At 32.0% G+C, this 19,615-nt stretch carries 21 protein-coding genes; 11 read left to right on the top strand and 10 right to left on the bottom strand.

Annotated elements, in window-relative coordinates; translation table 11 throughout:
- Positions 1–70 precede the first annotated feature (70 nt).
- The 4 genes from VOI25_RS08835 (at position 71) to VOI25_RS08820 (ending at position 4,723) form a co-directional block, all read left to right on the top strand.
- Positions 71–877, top strand: a complete 807-nt coding sequence (locus VOI25_RS08835; RefSeq protein ID WP_323788697.1) for a transglutaminase domain-containing protein — start codon at positions 71–73, stop codon at positions 875–877.
- 72 nt (positions 878–949) lie between these two features.
- On the top strand, positions 950–2,314 hold the full coding sequence (locus tag VOI25_RS08830) for an O-antigen ligase family protein (RefSeq protein ID WP_323788696.1): 1,365 nt from the start codon (positions 950–952) through the stop codon (positions 2,312–2,314).
- Complete coding sequence (locus tag VOI25_RS08825) at positions 2,265–3,281, top strand: glycosyltransferase family 4 protein (RefSeq protein ID WP_323788695.1); 1,017 nt, start codon at positions 2,265–2,267, stop codon at positions 3,279–3,281. The genes VOI25_RS08830 and VOI25_RS08825 overlap by 50 nt, the downstream gene beginning before the upstream one ends.
- 47 nt (positions 3,282–3,328) lie before the next feature.
- Positions 3,329–4,723, top strand: coding sequence for an exopolysaccharide biosynthesis polyprenyl glycosylphosphotransferase (locus tag VOI25_RS08820; RefSeq protein ID WP_323788694.1), 1,395 nt, complete (start codon positions 3,329–3,331; stop codon positions 4,721–4,723).
- A 4-nt stretch (positions 4,724–4,727) separates the two neighbouring features.
- Here the strand turns inward: VOI25_RS08820 and lnt are convergent, their stop codons facing one another.
- Both lnt and VOI25_RS08810 read right to left on the bottom strand, forming a co-directional pair.
- Complete coding sequence (gene lnt, locus VOI25_RS08815; RefSeq protein ID WP_323788693.1) at positions 4,728–6,326, bottom strand: apolipoprotein N-acyltransferase; 1,599 nt, start codon at positions 6,324–6,326, stop codon at positions 4,728–4,730.
- Positions 6,326–7,396, bottom strand: a complete 1,071-nt coding sequence (locus tag VOI25_RS08810) for a PorV/PorQ family protein (RefSeq protein ID WP_416376065.1) — start codon at positions 7,394–7,396, stop codon at positions 6,326–6,328. The genes lnt and VOI25_RS08810 overlap by 1 nt, the downstream gene beginning before the upstream one ends.
- Before the next feature lie 122 nt (positions 7,397–7,518).
- Between VOI25_RS08810 and VOI25_RS08805 the strand changes: the two genes are divergently transcribed.
- Positions 7,519–8,274 (top strand): CDP-alcohol phosphatidyltransferase family protein, encoded by a 756-nt coding sequence (locus VOI25_RS08805; protein ID WP_323788692.1) that lies wholly within the window; start codon positions 7,519–7,521, stop codon positions 8,272–8,274.
- A 9-nt stretch (positions 8,275–8,283) separates the two neighbouring features.
- Positions 8,284–9,102, top strand: coding sequence for a TerC family protein (locus VOI25_RS08800; protein ID WP_323788691.1), 819 nt, complete (start codon positions 8,284–8,286; stop codon positions 9,100–9,102).
- Positions 9,103–9,123: 21 nt separating this feature from the next.
- On the opposite strand, the gene lptB is transcribed toward VOI25_RS08800, so the two are convergent.
- From lptB to VOI25_RS08780, 4 genes are read right to left on the bottom strand one after another with little or no spacing between them, the layout of a single operon-like run.
- Complete coding sequence (lptB, locus tag VOI25_RS08795; protein ID WP_323788690.1) at positions 9,124–9,867, bottom strand: LPS export ABC transporter ATP-binding protein; 744 nt, start codon at positions 9,865–9,867, stop codon at positions 9,124–9,126.
- A gap of 52 nt (positions 9,868–9,919) precedes the next feature.
- On the bottom strand, positions 9,920–10,267 hold the full coding sequence (locus tag VOI25_RS08790; RefSeq protein WP_323788689.1) for a carboxymuconolactone decarboxylase family protein: 348 nt from the start codon (positions 10,265–10,267) through the stop codon (positions 9,920–9,922).
- Positions 10,260–11,087, bottom strand: a complete 828-nt coding sequence (gene tatC / locus VOI25_RS08785) for a twin-arginine translocase subunit TatC (protein ID WP_323788688.1) — start codon at positions 11,085–11,087, stop codon at positions 10,260–10,262. Before tatC ends, VOI25_RS08790 begins: the two co-directional genes overlap by 8 nt.
- Entirely contained in the window at positions 11,087–12,052 is a 966-nt protein-coding gene (locus VOI25_RS08780; protein ID WP_323788687.1) for a KpsF/GutQ family sugar-phosphate isomerase, read from the bottom strand. The genes tatC and VOI25_RS08780 overlap by 1 nt, the downstream gene beginning before the upstream one ends.
- Positions 12,053–12,138: 86 nt before the next feature.
- On the opposite strand from VOI25_RS08780, the gene VOI25_RS08775 reads away from it, so the two are divergent.
- The 4 genes from VOI25_RS08775 (at position 12,139) to VOI25_RS08760 (ending at position 15,734) form a co-directional block, all read left to right on the top strand.
- Positions 12,139–14,340 carry a RecQ family ATP-dependent DNA helicase gene (locus tag VOI25_RS08775; protein ID WP_323788686.1) on the top strand — a complete coding sequence of 734 codons (2,202 nt, stop codon included), beginning with the start codon at positions 12,139–12,141 and terminating at the stop codon, positions 14,338–14,340.
- Between the two features lie 171 nt (positions 14,341–14,511).
- A complete protein-coding gene (locus tag VOI25_RS08770; protein ID WP_323788685.1) occupies positions 14,512–14,745 on the top strand; it encodes a thioredoxin family protein in 234 nt (77 codons plus the stop codon).
- 59 nt (positions 14,746–14,804) lie between these two features.
- Positions 14,805–15,068 (top strand): DUF2024 family protein, encoded by a 264-nt coding sequence (locus VOI25_RS08765; RefSeq protein WP_323788684.1) that lies wholly within the window; start codon positions 14,805–14,807, stop codon positions 15,066–15,068.
- A 60-nt stretch (positions 15,069–15,128) separates the two neighbouring features.
- Positions 15,129–15,734 carry a MarR family winged helix-turn-helix transcriptional regulator gene (locus VOI25_RS08760; protein WP_323788683.1) on the top strand — a complete coding sequence of 202 codons (606 nt, stop codon included), beginning with the start codon at positions 15,129–15,131 and terminating at the stop codon, positions 15,732–15,734.
- Between the two features lie 3 nt (positions 15,735–15,737).
- Here the strand turns inward: VOI25_RS08760 and VOI25_RS08755 are convergent, their stop codons facing one another.
- The gene (locus tag VOI25_RS08755) at positions 15,738–16,196 is read right to left on the bottom strand and encodes a hypothetical protein (RefSeq protein ID WP_323788682.1); all 459 of its coding nucleotides are present in this window, start codon (positions 16,194–16,196) and stop codon (positions 15,738–15,740) included.
- Between the two features lie 140 nt (positions 16,197–16,336).
- Here VOI25_RS08755 and VOI25_RS08750 point away from each other — a divergent pair, with 140 nt between their 5' ends.
- A complete protein-coding gene (locus VOI25_RS08750; protein ID WP_323788681.1) occupies positions 16,337–17,269 on the top strand; it encodes a peptidylprolyl isomerase in 933 nt (310 codons plus the stop codon).
- Positions 17,270–17,716: 447 nt separating this feature from the next.
- Here the strand turns inward: VOI25_RS08750 and VOI25_RS08745 are convergent, their stop codons facing one another.
- From VOI25_RS08745 to recF, 3 genes are read right to left on the bottom strand one after another with little or no spacing between them, the layout of a single operon-like run.
- On the bottom strand, positions 17,717–18,013 hold the full coding sequence (locus VOI25_RS08745) for a DUF721 domain-containing protein (RefSeq protein WP_323788680.1): 297 nt from the start codon (positions 18,011–18,013) through the stop codon (positions 17,717–17,719).
- Between the two features lie 18 nt (positions 18,014–18,031).
- On the bottom strand, positions 18,032–18,454 hold the full coding sequence (locus VOI25_RS08740) for a lipocalin family protein (protein ID WP_323788679.1): 423 nt from the start codon (positions 18,452–18,454) through the stop codon (positions 18,032–18,034).
- 2 nt (positions 18,455–18,456) lie between these two features.
- Entirely contained in the window at positions 18,457–19,536 is a 1,080-nt protein-coding gene (recF, locus tag VOI25_RS08735; protein WP_323788678.1) for a DNA replication/repair protein RecF, read from the bottom strand.
- Between the last annotated feature and the right edge of the window lie 79 nt (positions 19,537–19,615).

Here is a 19,615-nt window from a genome sequence, read left to right as displayed (position 1 = left end):
TAATTAGGTGTAACAAAAAAAAAAAATTATTTTTAGCCTTTATTTTATTCATTATATGAAATAATAATTTATGATTTTAAAGAAAATACTTTGGACGATCAAACGTCACCCCTTCTTGTATTTGACTAGATTTAGATTATTATCTAAAAACTCTAATTTAAATGAGATTAAAGGTTACTCGTATAATATTGATAATAATAAAGCAGATATTCCAGCATATTTCACAGAGGTTAATACTATAATTTTTAAGGATGGTAAGCCAGATACTGATATCGAATTAGTAAAAAAACTTAGTAGTTGGTTAGAGAACAATATTAAAGGTGGTCCAGGCTTAAGTGTACCATCTGAAGAAGCATTGAAAATAATGCTTTCTGGAAAAGGTGGTGTTTGTAGTGATAAAGTTCAAGTTTTTAATAATTTTTGTGTCATTAATGATATTAAAGTTCGTGAATGGGGAGTAACTCGTGCTCCATTTAATAGGGATTATGGAGGACATTCGTTTAATGAAGTATTTATTAAAGAATTAAACAAGTGGATAATGATTGATGTTTCTTATTGTTCTTTGTTTTACTTTGAAGATGATAAACCCTTATCTGTAACAGAGTTTTATGGATTACTTAGAGACGGTAAAAAAGTGTATTATAAAGTATATAACGAGGTAATGGCTGTTGATCATAAAAGTATCGATAAGAATTATTTAAACCCTAATAATGTGCCATTTCTAATTCATAATTATTCAAATAAAACATATGATGCCTTTTTAAAGGTAATGCGTCCAATATTTCCTGTTTTTATAATCCACTTTGTAATATATTTAATTGCAAAAAGTTATAACTATAAGTTTCCGCTAGACAATTATAAAAATATATTTTCTTAACTACTAAATGCTTATTTTGTATCGCAAATAGTAGATTTAAAGCGTCATTAATATCATATTTATTCTAAATAATTGAAAACTAATATTACTTATTTAAGTCTTATAGCATTGCATATACTTATTGGAATGCTCATTTATTTTAATGAAGATTTAGCTAAGTTGTACTTCATTGTTGCGTTTTTCATTTTTTTATATCGAATAATTCTAGCGCCAAGTAATAAAAAAACAATAGAAATTTTAAATGCTTGCGCATATTTTGTAGGCGCTGAAGTGCTTTTAAGAATGTCAAAAGGAGGATTTTCATATGAAGCTGTAAAATATATTGTTATTCTGTTTTCAATAATTGGGATGTTTTATAAAGGTTTGTCGGGCAATAGTTATCCCTATTTTCTGTATGTTTTACTTCTTATTCCATCCATATTTGTTGCGTCTACTACATTAAGTTTTGATGTCAACTTTAGAACCAACATAGCATTTGTATTAAGTGGTCCTATATGCTTAGGTGCTGCAGCTTTGTTTTGTTATGGCAAAAAAGTATCACTCAAGCAAGTTCATAATTTGTTATTATATATGGCGTTGCCCATTATTTCACATACAGTGTACATCTTTTTTTATAATCCAAGTGTAAAAGAAGTGTTATCAAATACGGGTTCAAATAGAGCTACATCTGGAGGTTGGGGAGCCAACCAGGTGGCCACAATTCTAGGTATTGGAATGTTCGTTTTTGCCGCTCGTTTGTTTACTAAATCTCCTTCAATCGGACTCAAAATTATTAATATTGCTATATTTTGTGCAATAGGTTTTCGTGCGTTTGTTACCTTCAGTAGAGGAGGTGTCATAACAGCAGTACTTTGTATATTGGCATTTTTAGTGATTTATTATTCTGAAGTATCAAGGAAACAAAAGAATAATATTATTGCCATATTTTTTGTTTTTTGTTCGACATTAGCACTCACTTGGGTTATTAGTTCAAACCAAACTGATGGTTTTATTGATTTAAGATATGCTAATAAAGATCATACTGGACGAGAAAAACAGGATATATCTACCGGACGCGGTATGTTGTTTCAAAAAGAAATAGAAGGTTTTGTGAATAATCCTTTTTTTGGAATTGGTTCAAGTCGAGCTAAAGATCAACGTATTGAAGAAGAAGGACAAGGTGTAACTTCACATAACGAAATTAGTAGAACTTTGGCCGAACACGGTATGCTTGGTGTAATTATTTTAATTATTCTGATTTTTAAACCTTTAGATTTTAGATCTAGAAATAAAGGAAACTATTACTTTTATGCATTCTTGTGCTTTTGGTTTGCTACCATTAATCATTCGTCGATGCGAATAGCTGCACCAGCGTTTATTTATGCCTTAGCACTTTTAAATGTAACTAATGAAAAACGTCCTTTACATAGGAAACAACTTAAAGAACAAAACCTCTAATTTATCTGGTATACAGACTCTAGGTCCTTTGCTTGAGAATGAAGGATTCAGGATCCATTATGCGTCCTCAAAACAGAATAAAGCCCTGAGATTATTAGACATGACTTGGACTTGCTTAAAATTGTTCAAAAAAGTAGATGTCGTTTTAATTGATACCTATAGTACCCAAAATTTTTATTATGCCTTTGTTGTTAGTCAAATGTGTAGACTATTGAAGTTAGATTATATTCCCATTCTTCATGGTGGAAATTTAGCATCTAGACTTAGGAGCCATCCGAAATGGAGCAAGCGAATCTTTGAAAATGCAAAGTATAATGTATCACCTTCCATGTTTTTAAAAGAAGCTTTTGACAATGCTGGATTTAAGAATATAATTCATATTCCTAATACGATTCAAATTGATAATTATGCATTTAATATTAGAAATTATGATGCCCCAAAATTACTTTGGGTGAGGTCGTTTTCTGAAATTTATAATCCGCAATTAGCCGTTCACGTCTTAAAAGAAGTACAAGAAGTGTATCCAAATGCAACACTTTGTATGGTTGGTCCAGATGCAGATGGATCTCGCAAAGTTGTTGAGAGTTTAGCACAAAAATTAAATTTGAACGTTAAATTTACTGGTAAACTAGAAAAAAAGAAATGGATTGATTTGTCTAGCAACTATAATGTTTTTATTAATACGACAAATTTTGATAATACTCCAGTTAGCGTTATTGAAGCGATGGCTTTAGGTTTACCGGTTGTTTCTACCAAAGTTGGAGGCATGCCTTATTTGATAGAGCATGGTGTCGATGGATTACTCGTTGAACCAAACCATGCCATAGAAATGAGCTCTGCGATCGTTTCAATATTCGAAAACCCAAATACAAGAAACACCTTGATAAATAATGCTAGAAATAAGGTAGTAAAGTTCGATTGGAACCATGTGAAATTAATTTGGTTTAAAGCTTTAAGCAGTAATTAAGGGGAAAACTTATCTTAACTTATTATATTTAGCAATAATTTGAATTAATGACTAAAAAGAAGGGCATACATTTTGAAATATCCGAGCGTAAGATACTTTTACGCATCTTTGATATGTTATTTATTTTTACCGGACTTTACCTTATTGAGTTATTTCTTGATTTTGACTATTTAAGAATTAATAAAGAAAATGGGGTAGCTTTATTTGTTCTTGGTTTATATATATCCATATTTGGGACTATTTTCGAAATCTATGACTTACAAAAATCGAATAAACTGGATGTTACATTTAGAAATATTGTAATTACGGCATCTACAACAGTTCTATTCTATCTGTTAACACCTTTTTTCACACCATTTTTACCTGAAAATAGACTGCAAATCATTTATTTTTATTTAATTATAATCGTCATGTTGTTTATCTGGCGATTGGCATATACTACCTTCGTTTCTTCTCCTCGTTTTTATAAAAAAGTACTATTGGTTGGTGAAATATCGAATATTGAAAACATTATTAAACCTTTAAAAGAAACAGATCCTAATTACAAAATTATAGGCTTTATTAACTGTGAAAGGGAAACAGATGATCCCATTAAGTTTAAAGGCCTAAAAGAGTTTCAGCCAGAAGAGCTTATGGATGTTATTCAAAAGCATAAAATTTCTGAAATTCTAGTCGCGAGTTATGATTCTGAAACTATTACGCCAGATATTTATCATGATTTAATTAGCTTATTAGAGCATGGCTTTACCATAAGAGAGTATACGCAAGTTTATGAAGAAATAACGTATCGAGTACCAATTCAATTTGTTGGTAAAGATTTCTATAAATACTTTCCATTTAGTAGAAGCAATCAAAACACGTTGTATTTGTTTTTTCATAGAACATTTGATGTTTTGTTTTCTATAGTTGGTTTATTGATTGGTATTTTATTATTACCTTTTATTTTATTCGGAAACCTTATTGCGAATAAAGGACCATTGTTTTATTCTCAAGAACGTGTTGGTAAAAACGGACATATTTTTCATATTAAGAAACTGAGAAGTATGATCGTTAATGCTGAAAGTGAAGGTGCAAAATGGGCTGAAAAAAATGACCATAGAATTACGACTTTTGGAAAATTCTTAAGACGATCAAGATTAGATGAAATTCCACAGTTTATCAATGTTTTAAAAGGAGAAATGAGTATCATCGGACCAAGGCCTGAACGACCATTTTTTGTCAATGAATTGTCTAGAATTATACCATTTTATGAAACAAGACACATTATTAAACCAGGTCTAACAGGTTGGGCTCAAGTAAAAACTAGATACGGATCTTCAGTTGATGATAGCTTAACAAAATTACAATACGATTTGTACTACATTAAGCATAGAAGTGTGTTTTTAGATTTGAATATCGTCGTTAAAACCTTGAGCACAATATTGTATTATAGAGGACAGTAATTATCTAAAGCTTACTTTTTTCTTTTCGGAAAAAACCAATTAAGAATACGAAAATCATAATAAATATTGAAATTCTAGCGATATAGTCACCAGCAATTACATAAAAGGTGAGCTTGTTATTTGTAGTAATTTGTCCGGCTAAGGCACCTTTTTGATTATAGGCTAAACGACTAGTAATCTCTCCTTTTGAATTAATAATTGCAGAAATCCCAGTATTTGCACTTCTAGCTATATCACGTCTAGTTTCTATAGCTCTTAATCGAGCAAGACTCAAATGTTGTTTATGGCCTTGAGTGTCATTCCACCAACCGTCATTAGTTATAATGGTTAAAAAATTAGCTTCATTTCTAACATATCCAGTAACAAATTCGCCATAAACCGATTCATAACAAATGATAGGTGCAGCTTTAAACTTATGGTTTGATGAAGTAAATACACCTCTATAATCTTGTGTGGTTTTCATGGCAACAGTTCCACCAAGATCAATTAAGGCATCTCCAACAATTGGCTTTAAAATATGTTGATAAGGAAAATTTTCAACACCAACTACAAGTTTAGATTTGTTATATTTTGCTACGGAGTCTGAAGCGTTAACTAGTATAGCCGTATTATAATCGTCATACCATGTATTTATTCTAGGTTTATAGGTGTTGGTTTCTTTTCTTATTCTTTTCTTATCATGAAACCAATCAATAAATGAAATTCCAGTTAATAGATTCACATTGGGATGCTCGTTGACATAACGTTTTAGTTTACCTGTTAAGGGTGAATTGTCAAAGGTTGGAAGTCGAGTGCTTTCAGCAAAGAAAGTTTCAGGAGCAATGACAAAATCTGTAGAATCAGTAATTTTTGAATTCGCTAATTCAAAGAATAACTCTGAAAACTCTAAATTAGTAATGTTGTATTTGTCCGAATATGGATCAATATTAGGCTGAAGCACAATAACATTAACTTTGTCGCCTTCATGATTATAGTTATAGTAAATGACTAAAGATATTCCAATAGGAATGAAAACAAAGGCAGCAAACTTTAATAGAAAAGGTTTTATTAGGGCTTTAGATTGCTTCTTGTGATACTTGAGAATATTTTTAAATACGAATACATTTAATACTAATACCCAAAGTGTTCCGCCAAATGTTCCAGTATATTCGTACCACTGAATCCAAGAAATAAATTCTGAAAATGCGTTTCCTAAATTGAGCCAAGGCCATGAAAATTCCCAACCTAAATGTAGTTTTTCAAAACTAATCCAGAGCGTTACTAAAAAAAGTAGAGCTCTGTTTTGTGAAGAACGTTTTGCATATTTATGATAAATCAATACTAACAAAGCCATCAACGCAGTATTCACAAACACAGCAAATGCAGCTCCAAAAACGCTAGCGTAAGCTAACCAGCTGGTTGTTAAAATATTCCATATAAAAAATGAAAGATAGGAAAGTCCAAAAATCTTAAGTCCTTTACGTTTGGTTTCAGATAGTCTAATGTTATGTTCAAGCAAAAGTAAAGGCACAAATGCAAAAAATAACAATAGTGGAAAACCATAGGTTGGCCATCCTAAAACAAATAAAAATCCTGAGGCTAATGCGAGTAAGAATTGCTTCACTATCTAAAGATACTAAAATCGAGCTTTAATGAAAACACATTACTATATAATGCAACACTTTGGTCACCAATATCGGTAAACGCATAATCTACATAAATCCCTTTGTATTTAAAGCCCAATCCTAAACTAGGTTGAAAGGTTAAATCTTCAGAGTTATCGAGTTGTAACTCATTTTGGAAATTTCCAAGACCAGCTCTTAAAAACACCAAATCTGTGTAGCCAAATTCAAATCCTAAAGCGGGATTGAAACTTGCAAAAGACGTAGAAATAAGGTCATTATTTTGCTCAAATCTTACATTTAAATCAAAAGAAGCTAATAAAGAATAGTCATAACGAAATATGTATTTCTTCGATACGCCTATTTGTAATTTAGGAATCGTGAGCTCAGTGCTTTCTGGAACTGTTTGATTTTGGCCTTCAATAGCATTTTCAATGGTTTCAAGCTTGTCCTTATCAAAAGACCAAGCATTAAAAGTAGTCGTAATGTCTCTCGCCATGATACCAAATTTCCAATCGTTATCACCTTCAAATTGAATACCTAAATCTAACCCAAATCCCCAAGAATTGGCAAAGTCACCAATAATTCGTCTAACAACTTTGGCATTTACACCATAACTCAAACCAGGAATTGGTAAATTTCTGGCATACGAAAAAGTTAGTGCATAATCTGCTGTTGAGAATAAACTAATGCGATCATAATTGATGTTTCCTTGATCGTCGATTAATTGGGTGGTATCTAAAATATCATCAACACCAAAACGAATTAATGAGATGGCAATAGCGCTTCGGTCATCTAGTGTTTTTGCAAAAGCAAAATAATTGTAGTTGGCAATATTTGCAAAATAACTTGAATGCATAGCCGCTAATTGGTTGTCTTCCAAATGGACTAATCCTGCTGGATTCCAATAGCCAGAATTTACATCTGATGTGTGAGAAACTACGGCATTGCTCATTCCCAGAGCAGCTGCGTCTACACCAATATTTAAAAACTCATTTGAGTATTTACGAACGGTTTGTGCAGAGCTTATTAATGTCATTAATGACAGTACAATAAGTAAGTATTTTTTCAACAGCAAAAATTTTTACAAAGATGCATATTATTTTTCATCTATTAAACTGTAAAATGATGTAGTTATTGTCTTCTGTTTGTATTAGTCGAGAATAGTTTACTATTTTTACACAAACCTTATACATGTCCATAAAAAAGTACATTCCTAATTTTGTAACACTTCTTAATTTGCTCTGCGGAAGCATTGCCGTAGTATTTGCTGTTCATAATAATTTTGTGGAAGCTGCAGCATTTGTATGTTTAGGGATTTTCTTTGATTTTTTTGATGGTTTATTAGCCAGAAAACTAAACGTGCAAAGTGAATTGGGTGTCCAGCTTGACTCTTTAGCAGATATGGTTACTAGTGGATTAGTGCCAGGAATAGTGATGTTTAAATTGATATCAATTAGTATAGATGCACCAGAGATAATACATAAACAAGGATGGAGTTCAGACTTTCATTCCTCTTCAGTATATATTGCACCAGTTGCACTTATCGGTTTGTTTATAACGCTAGCGTCTGCATATCGTTTAGCAAAATTTAATATTGACGAAGATCAACAAAGTTATTTTAAAGGGTTGCCAACACCTGCAAATACCTTGTTAATTATGTCTTTGCCATTAATCATAGAATTTCAAAACAGTGAAATGTTTAGTTCACTTATTTTGAATACATGGTTTTTATTTGGTTTAACAATTGTCAGTTGCTTTTTATTGAATTCTAATATAAAGTTATTTGCCTTAAAATTTAAAAACTTCAGTTTTTCAGATAATAAATTTCGATATGCTTTGATTCTATTGAGCGTTATTTTAATGATTGGTTTTCATTTTATAGCGATCCCTTTAATTATTATTCTGTACATCTTACTGTCGATACTAAAAAATGCAACTACTAAATAATCTATTTTTATGCTAGAAATTCTTTTCACACTAGTTATGCTTGTTTTACTGCAAGCAGTTTTAGGATTTGATAATCTTCTCTATATTTCTTTAGAATCTAAAAAGGCACCTGCTTCCGATCAAAGGCGTGTTAGGAAAATAGGGATTTTAATAGCTATAATTTTAAGGATAGTCTTATTATTTGTACTTGTCTCTATTATTGATTTTTTTCAAGAACCTTTCACTTGGTTAACTGGCAAACTTGGTGATGTTTTGCATTTTGCGTTTAACGGACATAGCATCATTGTACTTGCCGGAGGCGCTTTTATAATTTATACAGCTATAAAAGAAATATGGCATATGATTGGTAAAAGTGATTTAAGTGAAGAGGTTGATGGTGATCAAAAAAGCCGAAAGTCTTCAAATGCAGTCATAACGAGTATTGTAATCATGAATTTGGTGTTTTCATTCGATTCTATTTTAGCAGCTATTGGTTTAACCAGCGATATAGCAAACTCTACAACTGCATTTATTGTAATGGCTATAGCCATTGTTGTGAGCGGATTATTAATGCTGTTATTAGCTGATAGAATTTCAGTTTTCTTAGCGAAAAATAGAATGTACGAAGTATTAGGTTTATTTATCCTTTTTATTGTCGGTATTATGTTAGTGACTGAAGGCGGACATCTAGCGCATTTAGAAATATTTGGAAATGAAATTGTTCCAATGAGTAAAACGACGTTCTATTTTGTAATTGCGATTTTGGTGATAGTGGATATCGTTCAAGGCCGTTATCAAAAGAAATTAATAGCTGAACAAACGATGGATTCAAAAAAGAAAACAATGTAGCATACTAATGGTAAAGTGACATTAGAAATTTAATTTCTTTTTTCTAAGCTCGAAGTTTTGACCTAAATAAACCTTACGTACCATTTCATCACTAGCTAGTTCTTCAGGTTCACCTGCTTTAAGAATGCTACCTTCAAACATCAAATATGTTCTGTCTGTAATAGCTAAGGTTTCTTGTACGTTATGGTCAGTAATTAAAATACCAATATTCTTTTTAGTCAGTTGCGCAATAATTCTTTGAATATCTTCAACAGCAACGGGATCAACACCAGCAAAAGGTTCATCTAATAAAATAAAATCTGGATCAGTGGCTAAGGCTCTGGCAATTTCAGTACGACGACGTTCACCACCAGATAATAAATCACCTCTACTTTTACGAATGTGTCCTAAACTGAACTCTTCAATTAAAGATTCCATTTTATCTTCTTGGGCTTTCTTACTAAGCTTAGTCATTTGCAATACACTTAAGATATTGTCTTCAATACTTAGTTTTCTAAATACTGAAGCCTCTTGAGCCAAATATCCGATTCCATTTTGAGCACGCTTATACATTGGAAACGATGTGATTTCAGTATTATCAAGAAAAATTTTTCCGCCATTAGGCTTAATAAGTCCAACAATCATATAAAATGATGTTGTTTTACCAGCACCATTTGGTCCAAGTAATCCAACAATCTCTCCTTGTTTCACTTCCAAAGAGACATCCTTAACGACTTTTCTTCCGCTATAGGATTTCATTAAATTATCGGCAATTAATTTTTTCATGATGGCTAAAATAGTAAATTAACAAAGACCAGTCTTTGTCTTTATTATAAGTTTAACGCTCAGCTTCGAGCGCATCCCAATATTCATAGGCACGTCTTAAATGCGGAATTACAATCGTTCCGCCAACCAGTGTAGCAATTCCTAAAGCTTCAACAACTTCATCTTTATTGAGTCCTTCTTTATGACTTGATTCTAAATGATACTTTATGCAGTCGTCACATCTTAAAACCGTTGAGGCAACTAAACCTAATAATTCTTTGGTTTTTTTATCCAAAACACCTTCAGTAAATGCATTAGTGTCTAAATTAAATATGCGTTTAATAATTTTATTATTATCCGCTAATATCGACTCATTCATTTTAGAACGATACGCATTAAAATCAGAAACTATATCAGACATTGGCTTGCTTTTTTTTATTTAGATTTTTAACTACAACTTTTGAAATATAGATACTTACTTGATATAATATTAATATTGGAATAGCAACAATAACTTGACTTGCCAAATCTGGAGGTGTTATTATAGCTGAAAGTACCAAGACGATGACTAAGGCGAACTTTCTGTATTTCTTCATGATTTGTGGTGTGACCAATCCAATTTTAGTTAAAAAGTAAATAATTATTGGCAATTGAAATACGAGACCAGAAGCCAAACTTGATGATCTAATAATGGAAATATAAGAGCTAATATCAAACTCGTTTGAAATTTCTGTACTCACACTATAATTTCCTAAAAAATTAATAGATAATGGTGTTACTATATAATAACCGAATAACACACCTACAAAAAACAAAAACGATGTAATAAAGATAAAACCTTTAGAATATTTTCGTTCTGAAGGGCGTAACCCTGGACTTATGAAACTCCATAGCTGATAAATCACATAAGGGAATGCCATTACAAATCCTGCAAAGATAGAGGTCCAAATGTCAGCTGAAAACTGACCAGCCATTGTTCTACTCTGAACCTTAAATGGAAACTCTGTAGCACAAAATGTTGTATCATTAATTCCAATAAATTGTGAAGCTTGACATAACCATTTATAAGTTGGAAAGTCCATACGCTTTGGAGCAAAAATAATATGTTCAAAAACGAAACCACTAAAAATAAATGCGACTGTAGCACAAATTAAAATAGAAAGTGTGATTCGTATTAAATGCCATCTTAACTCTTCAACGTGATCTAAAAAAGACATTTCGTCGGTATTCTTTTTTCCCATTATATAATGCCTTCTTTAATTAAGTTATGAATATGAATTACGCCAGCGTATTCTCCGTTTTTTTCAACTAGTAGTTGTGAAATACCATGTTCTTCCATGAGTTCCATTGCATCGATAGCCATCGCGTCTTCATCTATTCGTTTAGGATTGCTACTCATTATTTCCTTTGCAGTTAAATGAATGAAATCTTCACTTTTGGTTAGCATTCGTCTTAAATCTCCATCAGTAATAATTCCTGCAATTTTATTATCGTGAACAACAGCAGTAACACCTAACATTTTTTCTGAAATTTCAACAATGACATCTTTAGCTGATGTATTAAGATCTACTTTAGGTTTTTCGTTTACAGATGATAAATCACTTACGCGCAAGTACAAGCGTTTTCCTAAGGCGCCTCCTGGATGATATTTTGCAAAATCCTGACTTGAAAATCCTCGAAGCTCTAATAAACAAATAGCTAAAGCATCTCCCATAACCAATTGTGCCGTTGTACTTGTTGTAGGCGCTAAATTATTCGGACAAGCTTCTTGTTCTACATAGGTATTTAGAATATAATCAGATTGCAATGCTAAAAACGATTTGTCATTACCTGTAATAGCTATCATTTTATTATGAGCATTTTTAATTAAAGGTACTAAGACTTTAATTTCAGGTGTGTTGCCACTTTTTGAAATACAAATCACTACATCATCTTCTAAAATTAAACCTAAATCACCATGAATGGCATCTGCAGCATGCATAAACACGGCTGGAGTTCCTGTAGAATTTAGAGTTGCGACAATTTTATTAGCGATTATAGCGCTTTTACCAATTCCGGTGATGATAACGCGTCCTTTAGAGTTGTATATTAAAGAGACCGTATTGGCAAAGTCATCAGTAAGCAAATGGCTTAGATTGGCTATAGCATCCCGTTCTAAATCTATGGTTTTTCTAGCGGTTTCTAAGATAGAATGTATACTGTTCAAAATTAAATATTTTTGAGTTTGATGGGTTTAAAGAAATTGTTATCTTTAGTCTTATGCAAATGTATCAAAAATACTAATAGGGATTAATGAGTATAAAAGAAATTGATATACATTCTGCACTTAAACAATACTTTGGTTTTTCAAAATTTAAAGGACTTCAAGAGAGTGTCATTGAAAGTGTTGTTGCTGGTGAGGATGTATTCGTTATAATGCCAACAGGAGGTGGGAAATCAATGTGTTACCAACTTCCTGCACTAATTAAAGAAGGCACGGCTATAATAGTATCTCCATTAATAGCTTTAATGAAAAACCAAGTTGATGCCATAAGAGGTATTTCTAATGAAGAAGGTGTCGCGCATGTTTTAAATTCATCACTAAATAAAACTGAAGTTAAACGTGTTAAAGAAGACATCACTAATGGTGTAACTAAATTGCTTTATGTGGCTCCAGAATCTTTAACAAAGGAGGAACATGTCGAGTTTTTAAGAACGGTTACAATTTCATTTATGGCAGTTGATGAAGCCCATTGTATTAGTGAATGGGGACATGACTTTAGACCAGAATACAGAAACCTTAGACATATAATTAAACGTATTGGTGATAATATTCCAATTATAGGTTTGACAGCAACTGCAACACCAAAAGTTCAAGAGGATATTTTAAAGAGTTTAGATATTACCAATGCAACGACCTTTAAAGCGTCTTTTAATAGACCAAATTTATATTATGAAATACGTCCGAAAACTAAAAATGTAGATGCTGATATCATTCGATTTGTTAAGCAAAATGAAGGAAAGTCAGGAATTGTTTACTGTTTAAGTCGAAAACGGGTTGAAGAATTAGCCCAAGTACTTCAGGTTAATGGTGTAAAAGCAGTGCCTTATCATGCAGGTTTAGATCCAAAAACGAGAGTTAAACATCAAGATATGTTTCTTATGGAAGATGCAGATGTTGTGGTGGCTACTATAGCCTTCGGAATGGGAATCGATAAGCCAGATGTGCGTTTTGTAATTCATCATGATATGCCAAAAAGTATTGAAAGTTATTATCAGGAAACTGGTAGAGCTGGTCGTGATGGAGGTGAAGGACATTGTTTAGCATATTATGCTTATAAGGATATTGAAAAACTTGAAAAATTCATGTCAGGAAAACCCGTGGCTGAACAGGAAATCGGACAAGCATTACTTCAAGAAGTTGTTGCTTTTGCTGAAAGTTCTGTGTCTAGACGAAAGTTTATTTTGCATTATTTTGGTGAAGAGTTCGATAATGAAACAGGTGAAGGAGGAGATATGGATGATAATGTTCGTAATCCTAAAAAACAACACGAAGCTAAAGCTGAGGTGGTAACCTTGTTAGAAACAGTCGACAAAACCAATGAAAAGTATAAATCTAAAGACTTGGTTAATGTATTAATAGGTGCTCCAAATGCATTAATTTCTTCGCATAAAACAGATGCCCAACCTTTCTTCGGTATTGGAAAAGATAGAGATAAACGCTATTGGATGGCTCTTATTCGCCAGGTTTTGGTAGCAGGTTTCTTAAAAAAAGATATTGAAACTTATGGTGTATTACGCATGCCTCAAGCTGGTCACGATTTTATAAAATCTCCGAAATCATTCATGATGACTGAAGATCATGTGTTTGATGAAGGTAGTGATGATGGAATAATTACAGCTGCTAAAGGAGGTGGAGGAGTTGCCGATGAGAAATTAATGAAAATGCTAAAAGATCTCAGAAAAGCTAACGCTAAAAAATTAGGTGTACCGCCTTTTGTGATTTTTCAAGATCCTTCCTTAGAAGATATGGCCTTAAAATATCCCATTACTATTGAAGAATTAAGCCATGTTCATGGAGTAGGTGATGGTAAAGCTAAAAAGTATGGTAAAGATTTTATTCAGTTAATTTCTACTTATGTTGAAGATAATGATATTATGAGACCTGACGACTTTGTTGTTAAAAGTACAGGGTCAAATTCTGCAATTAAGTTATATATCATTCAAAATGTAGATAGAAAGTTGCGGTTAGATGACATTGCATCGTCCAAGGGAATGAGTATGACAGATTTCACTAAAGAAATGGAGGCAATAGTGTTTTCAGGTACAAAACTCAATATAAACTATTGGATCGATGAAATTTTAGATGAAGATCAACAAGAAGAAATTCACGATTATTTTATGGAATCTGAAACGGATAAAATCTCTGATGCCATTGAAGAATTTGATGGTGATTATGAAGAAGAAGAACTCCGTTTGTATCGCATTAAGTTTATGAGCGAAGTCGCTAATTAGGATTTATTTTCTACCACTATTTACTGTTATCCGAATTAAGTTTATTTTTAACACATTCAAAATCAGAATGTTGTAATATTAATGTTTAAAATTAGCAAAATTGTTTTATAAAGTAAGGAATCCTAACTATATTTGTGTTGCAATAGTGCAATAATTTAAATGTATAGTAAAATGAGTAAATCAATTTTTTATCACGCAGGATGTCCAGTTTGTGTAAGTGCAGAACACGACATTATTAACCTTATTGGTTCAGACAACATTGAAATCGTTAACATAGGAGAAGATAGATCAAGAATTCAAGAGGCTGAAAATGCTGGAGTAGAATCTGTACCTGCTTTAGTTACTCCAAATGGAAATACCTTGCACATCAACTTTGGTGCTTCAATGGCAGATGTAAAAACTTAGTCTTTTATAATCTAGTTAGGAGTCCTATTTAAATAAAACTAATTTAATACCCCTCGTTTATGAACGTTTCAGTATGGGACACATATGTCCAAAGAAAAGATGGAAAAATAATGCACTTTGATATCTTAGTTCCTAGTCAATTTAATGACGAACAACGCATTTTAGATTTCGGTAATTCTTATGTGTCAAGTAAGACTTTTGAAGCTTCAAAACTCACAACAGAGATATGTAATTTTTGTCATATAGAATCTGCTCCAGAATCTGTGATTGATGATATTTCAAAAAACGGATATTCTATAATTGAAATGGAAAATTGTAATTAATTTAATTAGGATGACTAACTTTGCCTGTCGACTTATATTCGGCAGGCTTTTTTTTATATTATGGATAATAGTGTTTTTAATCCCAATCATCAGGAAGAAGATCTTTCCAGTAAAATTGTTTCAGGTCTTGAACGTGTTTCTGAGGTGTTTAAAATTTTACTCTGGGAAAAAGCGAAGCAAGTGGGTTTAAGTCCGATACAAATTCAAATCCTGATTTTTATAAATTACCATAGGCAAGATTTGTGCAATGTGAGTCATCTAGCTAAGGAGTTTAACGTGACTAAACCTACAATTAGTGATGCGGTTAAAATTCTTGATAAGAAGCAATTAGTTCTTAAAGATTATTCTTCGAGTGATAGTAGAAGCTATAGCATTCATTTGTCTCAATTAGGAAAGCAAATGGTTTCAGAAACCTATGATTTTGCAAATCCATTACAACAGCAAGTCGATAGATTTAAGAAGGTAGAACTTGAAAGTGTTTTCAAAACCTTGAGTGAATTGATTTATAAACTCAATCAAAACGGTACATTAACAGTACAACGAACGTGTTTTGGTTGTAAGTATTATCAGAAGCAAGGTACTTCAGATTATTGTGGATTATTAGAAAAAACACTATTAAATCGGGACATCAGGTTAGATTGTCCAGAGTTTGAAGAAAAGAGTTAAATCTTATTCCTCTTCATCTTTGCTTAATTCATAAATTGAAAACACCACATTTTCATTTTTACAAGTTAATGCAAGCTGTTTTATGCTAGAACGATCAATTTTAGAAGCATCTTCTTCATCAATTTGAAAATCTATTTTAGAAATACTTCTATTAGAAACATTTGAATGGTCAGATTCTAACTCTATCATATCCGAATCTAATACTAATTCAAAATCATTACCAATTACTTTAAGTTGTGCACCTTTTACAGTTTTTACATGAAACGACCCAACAATTACCGTTTGAAAGAAATAATAACCACCTAACTCGTTAAGTCCAGCATAAAGCACATTAGAATCTGAAATAGCAAAGGGTTCATTTTCTATGTCATTAATTATAGCTTCGGTATGATCATCAACATGAAGTTTTTCCATGGCTTTAGGATTTCCGAAGGCAGCTTTTAATTTGGTAATAAAGTTCATAATAGAGAATTTCAGCAAAATTACTTTTAAAATTGACGCGTACAAAACTATTTTGCAATGCCCTTTTATATTTTCATAAATCGTAATTCGGATATCATAAATCATTGTGTATCTTTGCACCTCAATTAAAATAAAACAAGATGCAAGACGGTTTATACGCGAAATTTAATACAACTAAAGGCGAAATATTAGTCGCTTTAGAATTTGAAAAAACACCAGGAACAGTAGGTAATTTTGTTGCTTTAGCTGAAGGGAATTTAGAGAATTCTGCAAAGCCTCAAGGAACTCCTTATTATGACGGATTAAAATTTCATAGAGTAATTCCTGATTTTATGATTCAAGGTGGTTGCCCTCTAGGTGCTGGTACTGGAAATCCAGGTTACAAATTTGATGATGAGTTTCATCCCGACTTAAAACACGATGGACCAGGAGTGTTGTCTATGGCAAATGCTGGACCAGGAACAAATGGAAGTCAGTTTTTTATTACTCACATTGAAACACCTTGGTTAGATAATAATCATACGGTTTTTGGTAAAGTGAAAGAAGGACAAGATGTAGTAGATGCAATTTCACAAGATGATGCTATTGAAACCTTAGAGATTATTAGAGTTGGTGCGGCTGCTGAAAGCTTTAATGCTGTTGAAGCATTTAGAACTTTTGAAGGTTCAAGAGAAAAGCGAGTTGCTGCTGAACGTGAGGCTGCAAGAGCCGAATTAGATAAATTAGCTGCAGGTTTTGAAGAAACTAAAAGTGGATTACGTTACCAAATTATTCAAAAAGGTGAAGGTAAAGCTGCAGAAGCTGGTAAAATGGTGTCAGTACATTATAAAGGTCAACTTGCTGACGGAACTGTATTTGATTCGTCGTATAAACGAAATTCACCATTAGATTTTCAAGTAGGTGTTGGTCAGGTTATTCCAGGTTGGGACGAAGGAATTTGTCTGCTAAATGTTGGTGATAAAGCGCGTTTAGTAATTCCGAGTGATTTAGGTTATGGTGCTGCTGGAGCTGGAGGCGTAATTCCTCCAGATGCAACTTTAGTATTTGATGTAGAACTGATGGATGTGAAGTAAGCAGAGAACCAAGTTTTTTAAACTTGAGTGAATCGCTTATGCTGAACTTGCTTCAGTATCTCATTGTATTGGTTGAACATATGTAGAACCAAGTTTTTTAGACTTGAGTGAATCGCTTATGCTGAACTTGCATCAGTATCTCATTGTATTGGTTGAACATATGTAGAACCAAGTTTTTTAAACTTGAGTGAATCGCTTATGCTGAACTTGCATCAGTATCTCATTGTATTAGTTGAACATATGTAGAACCAAGTTTTTTAAACTTGAGTGAATCGCTTATGCTGAACTTGCTTCAGTATCTCATTGTATTGGTTGAACATATGTAGAACCAAGTTTTTTAAACTTGAGTGAATCGCTTATGCTGAACTTGTTTCAGTATCTCAATTAAATATATATAAAAAAAGCACCTAAAAAGGTGCTTTTTTTATATCGTGGTTTTAGTAATATCTATCTTAAAACTAGCTTATAAATCACATCTTTACCTAATGATTCATTGAGCATTTTAATAATTTTTTCTTTGCCATAACTCAATTCTTCACGCAACACACTCGAACTTAGTTGCACATAAAGTGTATCGCGTTCTAATACGATATTTGTTGTGTAGTTATTTACACCATTACCCATCATTTTAGCCCAAGCATCTCTTACATTGACTTTGTCCAAGCCCGTTTGGAGATTATTTGCTTCAACAAATTCCTTTAAAATGTCACTAATTGGTAAATGGTTATTATTACGTTTTGCCATATCAATCTTAGTTAAGATTTACTCTAAATTTAAAGGCTCATACCTTTTATAAAGATACATATCTTTATTGGTATTAATAATTAATAATTGATCTTTATTGGCATTTAAAACGGTTTCTTTCCAATTTGCATAAGGTGTAGAATACATCAAATGTAAACTGTCATTTTCTATTTTGACCTCTAATCGTTCTTTGTCGGTTGACGTTTCATAAGTGCCAGTTAAATTAGGTTTTAATTTGGTTCTAAATCCTACTAAACTATCTGTAATTTCAATATAATCAACAGTATCGTTATATGAGTATGTTTTTTTTGTGCCATTTGAAAGTGTTACTTCCTCAATTTCCCAATATCCATTTAGATGTGGTATGAAAATTTGAGGATCTTTTGAACAACCCAGAATTACTAATGTAAAAATGATAACAAATACCTTTTTAAAATGCATATCTATAATTTAAAAATTTTGTAGGATTGATGAATTTGCTTGACTACATTTTCGGTGCGTTCAGCATGTGTATCACTTATAAATAATTGCCCGAAATCTTCATTGTCAACCAAACCAATAATTTGTGCAACACGCTGTTCATCTAATTTATCAAAAATATCATCTAATAACAATAAAGGTGTTACACCACTTTGCTGCTTTACAAAATCAAATTGCGCTAGTTTTAAGGCAATTAAAAATGATTTTTGCTGACCTTGACTCCCAAACTTCTTAATCGGATGTGTTTCAATTTCAAAGCTCAAATCATCTTTGTGAATGCCTACACTAGTATATTGTATGGCTTTATCTTTATTAATGCGTTGTAATAAAAGTGAATTCAAATCATCTTCATACAAATCACTTTTATAAATAAGATTTACGGTTTCATTATTATTACTAATAGCGTCATAACGTTGTTTGAAAATGGGAATGAAAGCCTCTAAAAATTCATGTCTAGTTTTAAATATTTCAGTACCATAACCATGTAATTGTTCATTGTAAACCTCTAAAGTTTGTTGATTAAATGTATTGTTAAGTGCAAAATACTTTAATAATGCATTACGTTGTGATAAGACCTTATTGTAGTTAATTAAATTGTTGAGGTAAGATTTATCACTTTGCGAAATCACACTATCGATAAACTTACGTCGTGTGTCGCTGCCTTCAATAATTAAATCACGATCTGCAGGCGAAATGATAACTAAAGGGATAAAACCAATATGATCGCTAAATTTTTCATAAGCCTTACCATTCCGTTTGATCACTTTTTTTTGTCCACGTTTAAGAGAGACTATAATCTTTTCAGGTCGCTCATTCTTTTCAAAAACACCATCTACAACAAAGAATTCAGCATCATGTTTTATGTTTTGAGTTGCTACAGGATTAAAATAACTTTTCCCTAGAGACAAGTGATATATGGCGTCTAATACATTTGTTTTACCAACACCATTGAAGCCAACAAAGCAATTAATCTTTGTGTCAAACTCGAAATCTTGACTCTCAAAATTCTTGTAATTAACCAAACTGAGGGTTTTTAAAATCATAAAACTTACAGGAATATTTGCGTTTAGGTTTAGTTTATAGTAAGAAGAAGTAAAAATAACAAATAATTTACCTTTTAAA

Origin of the sequence: Psychroserpens sp. (assembly GCF_034670085.1) — a bacterium.
Lineage (GTDB): Bacteria > Bacteroidota > Bacteroidia > Flavobacteriales > Flavobacteriaceae > Psychroserpens.
Note: the sequence above shows the minus strand (reverse complement) of the source record. Positions and strands in the feature narration are given on the sequence as shown.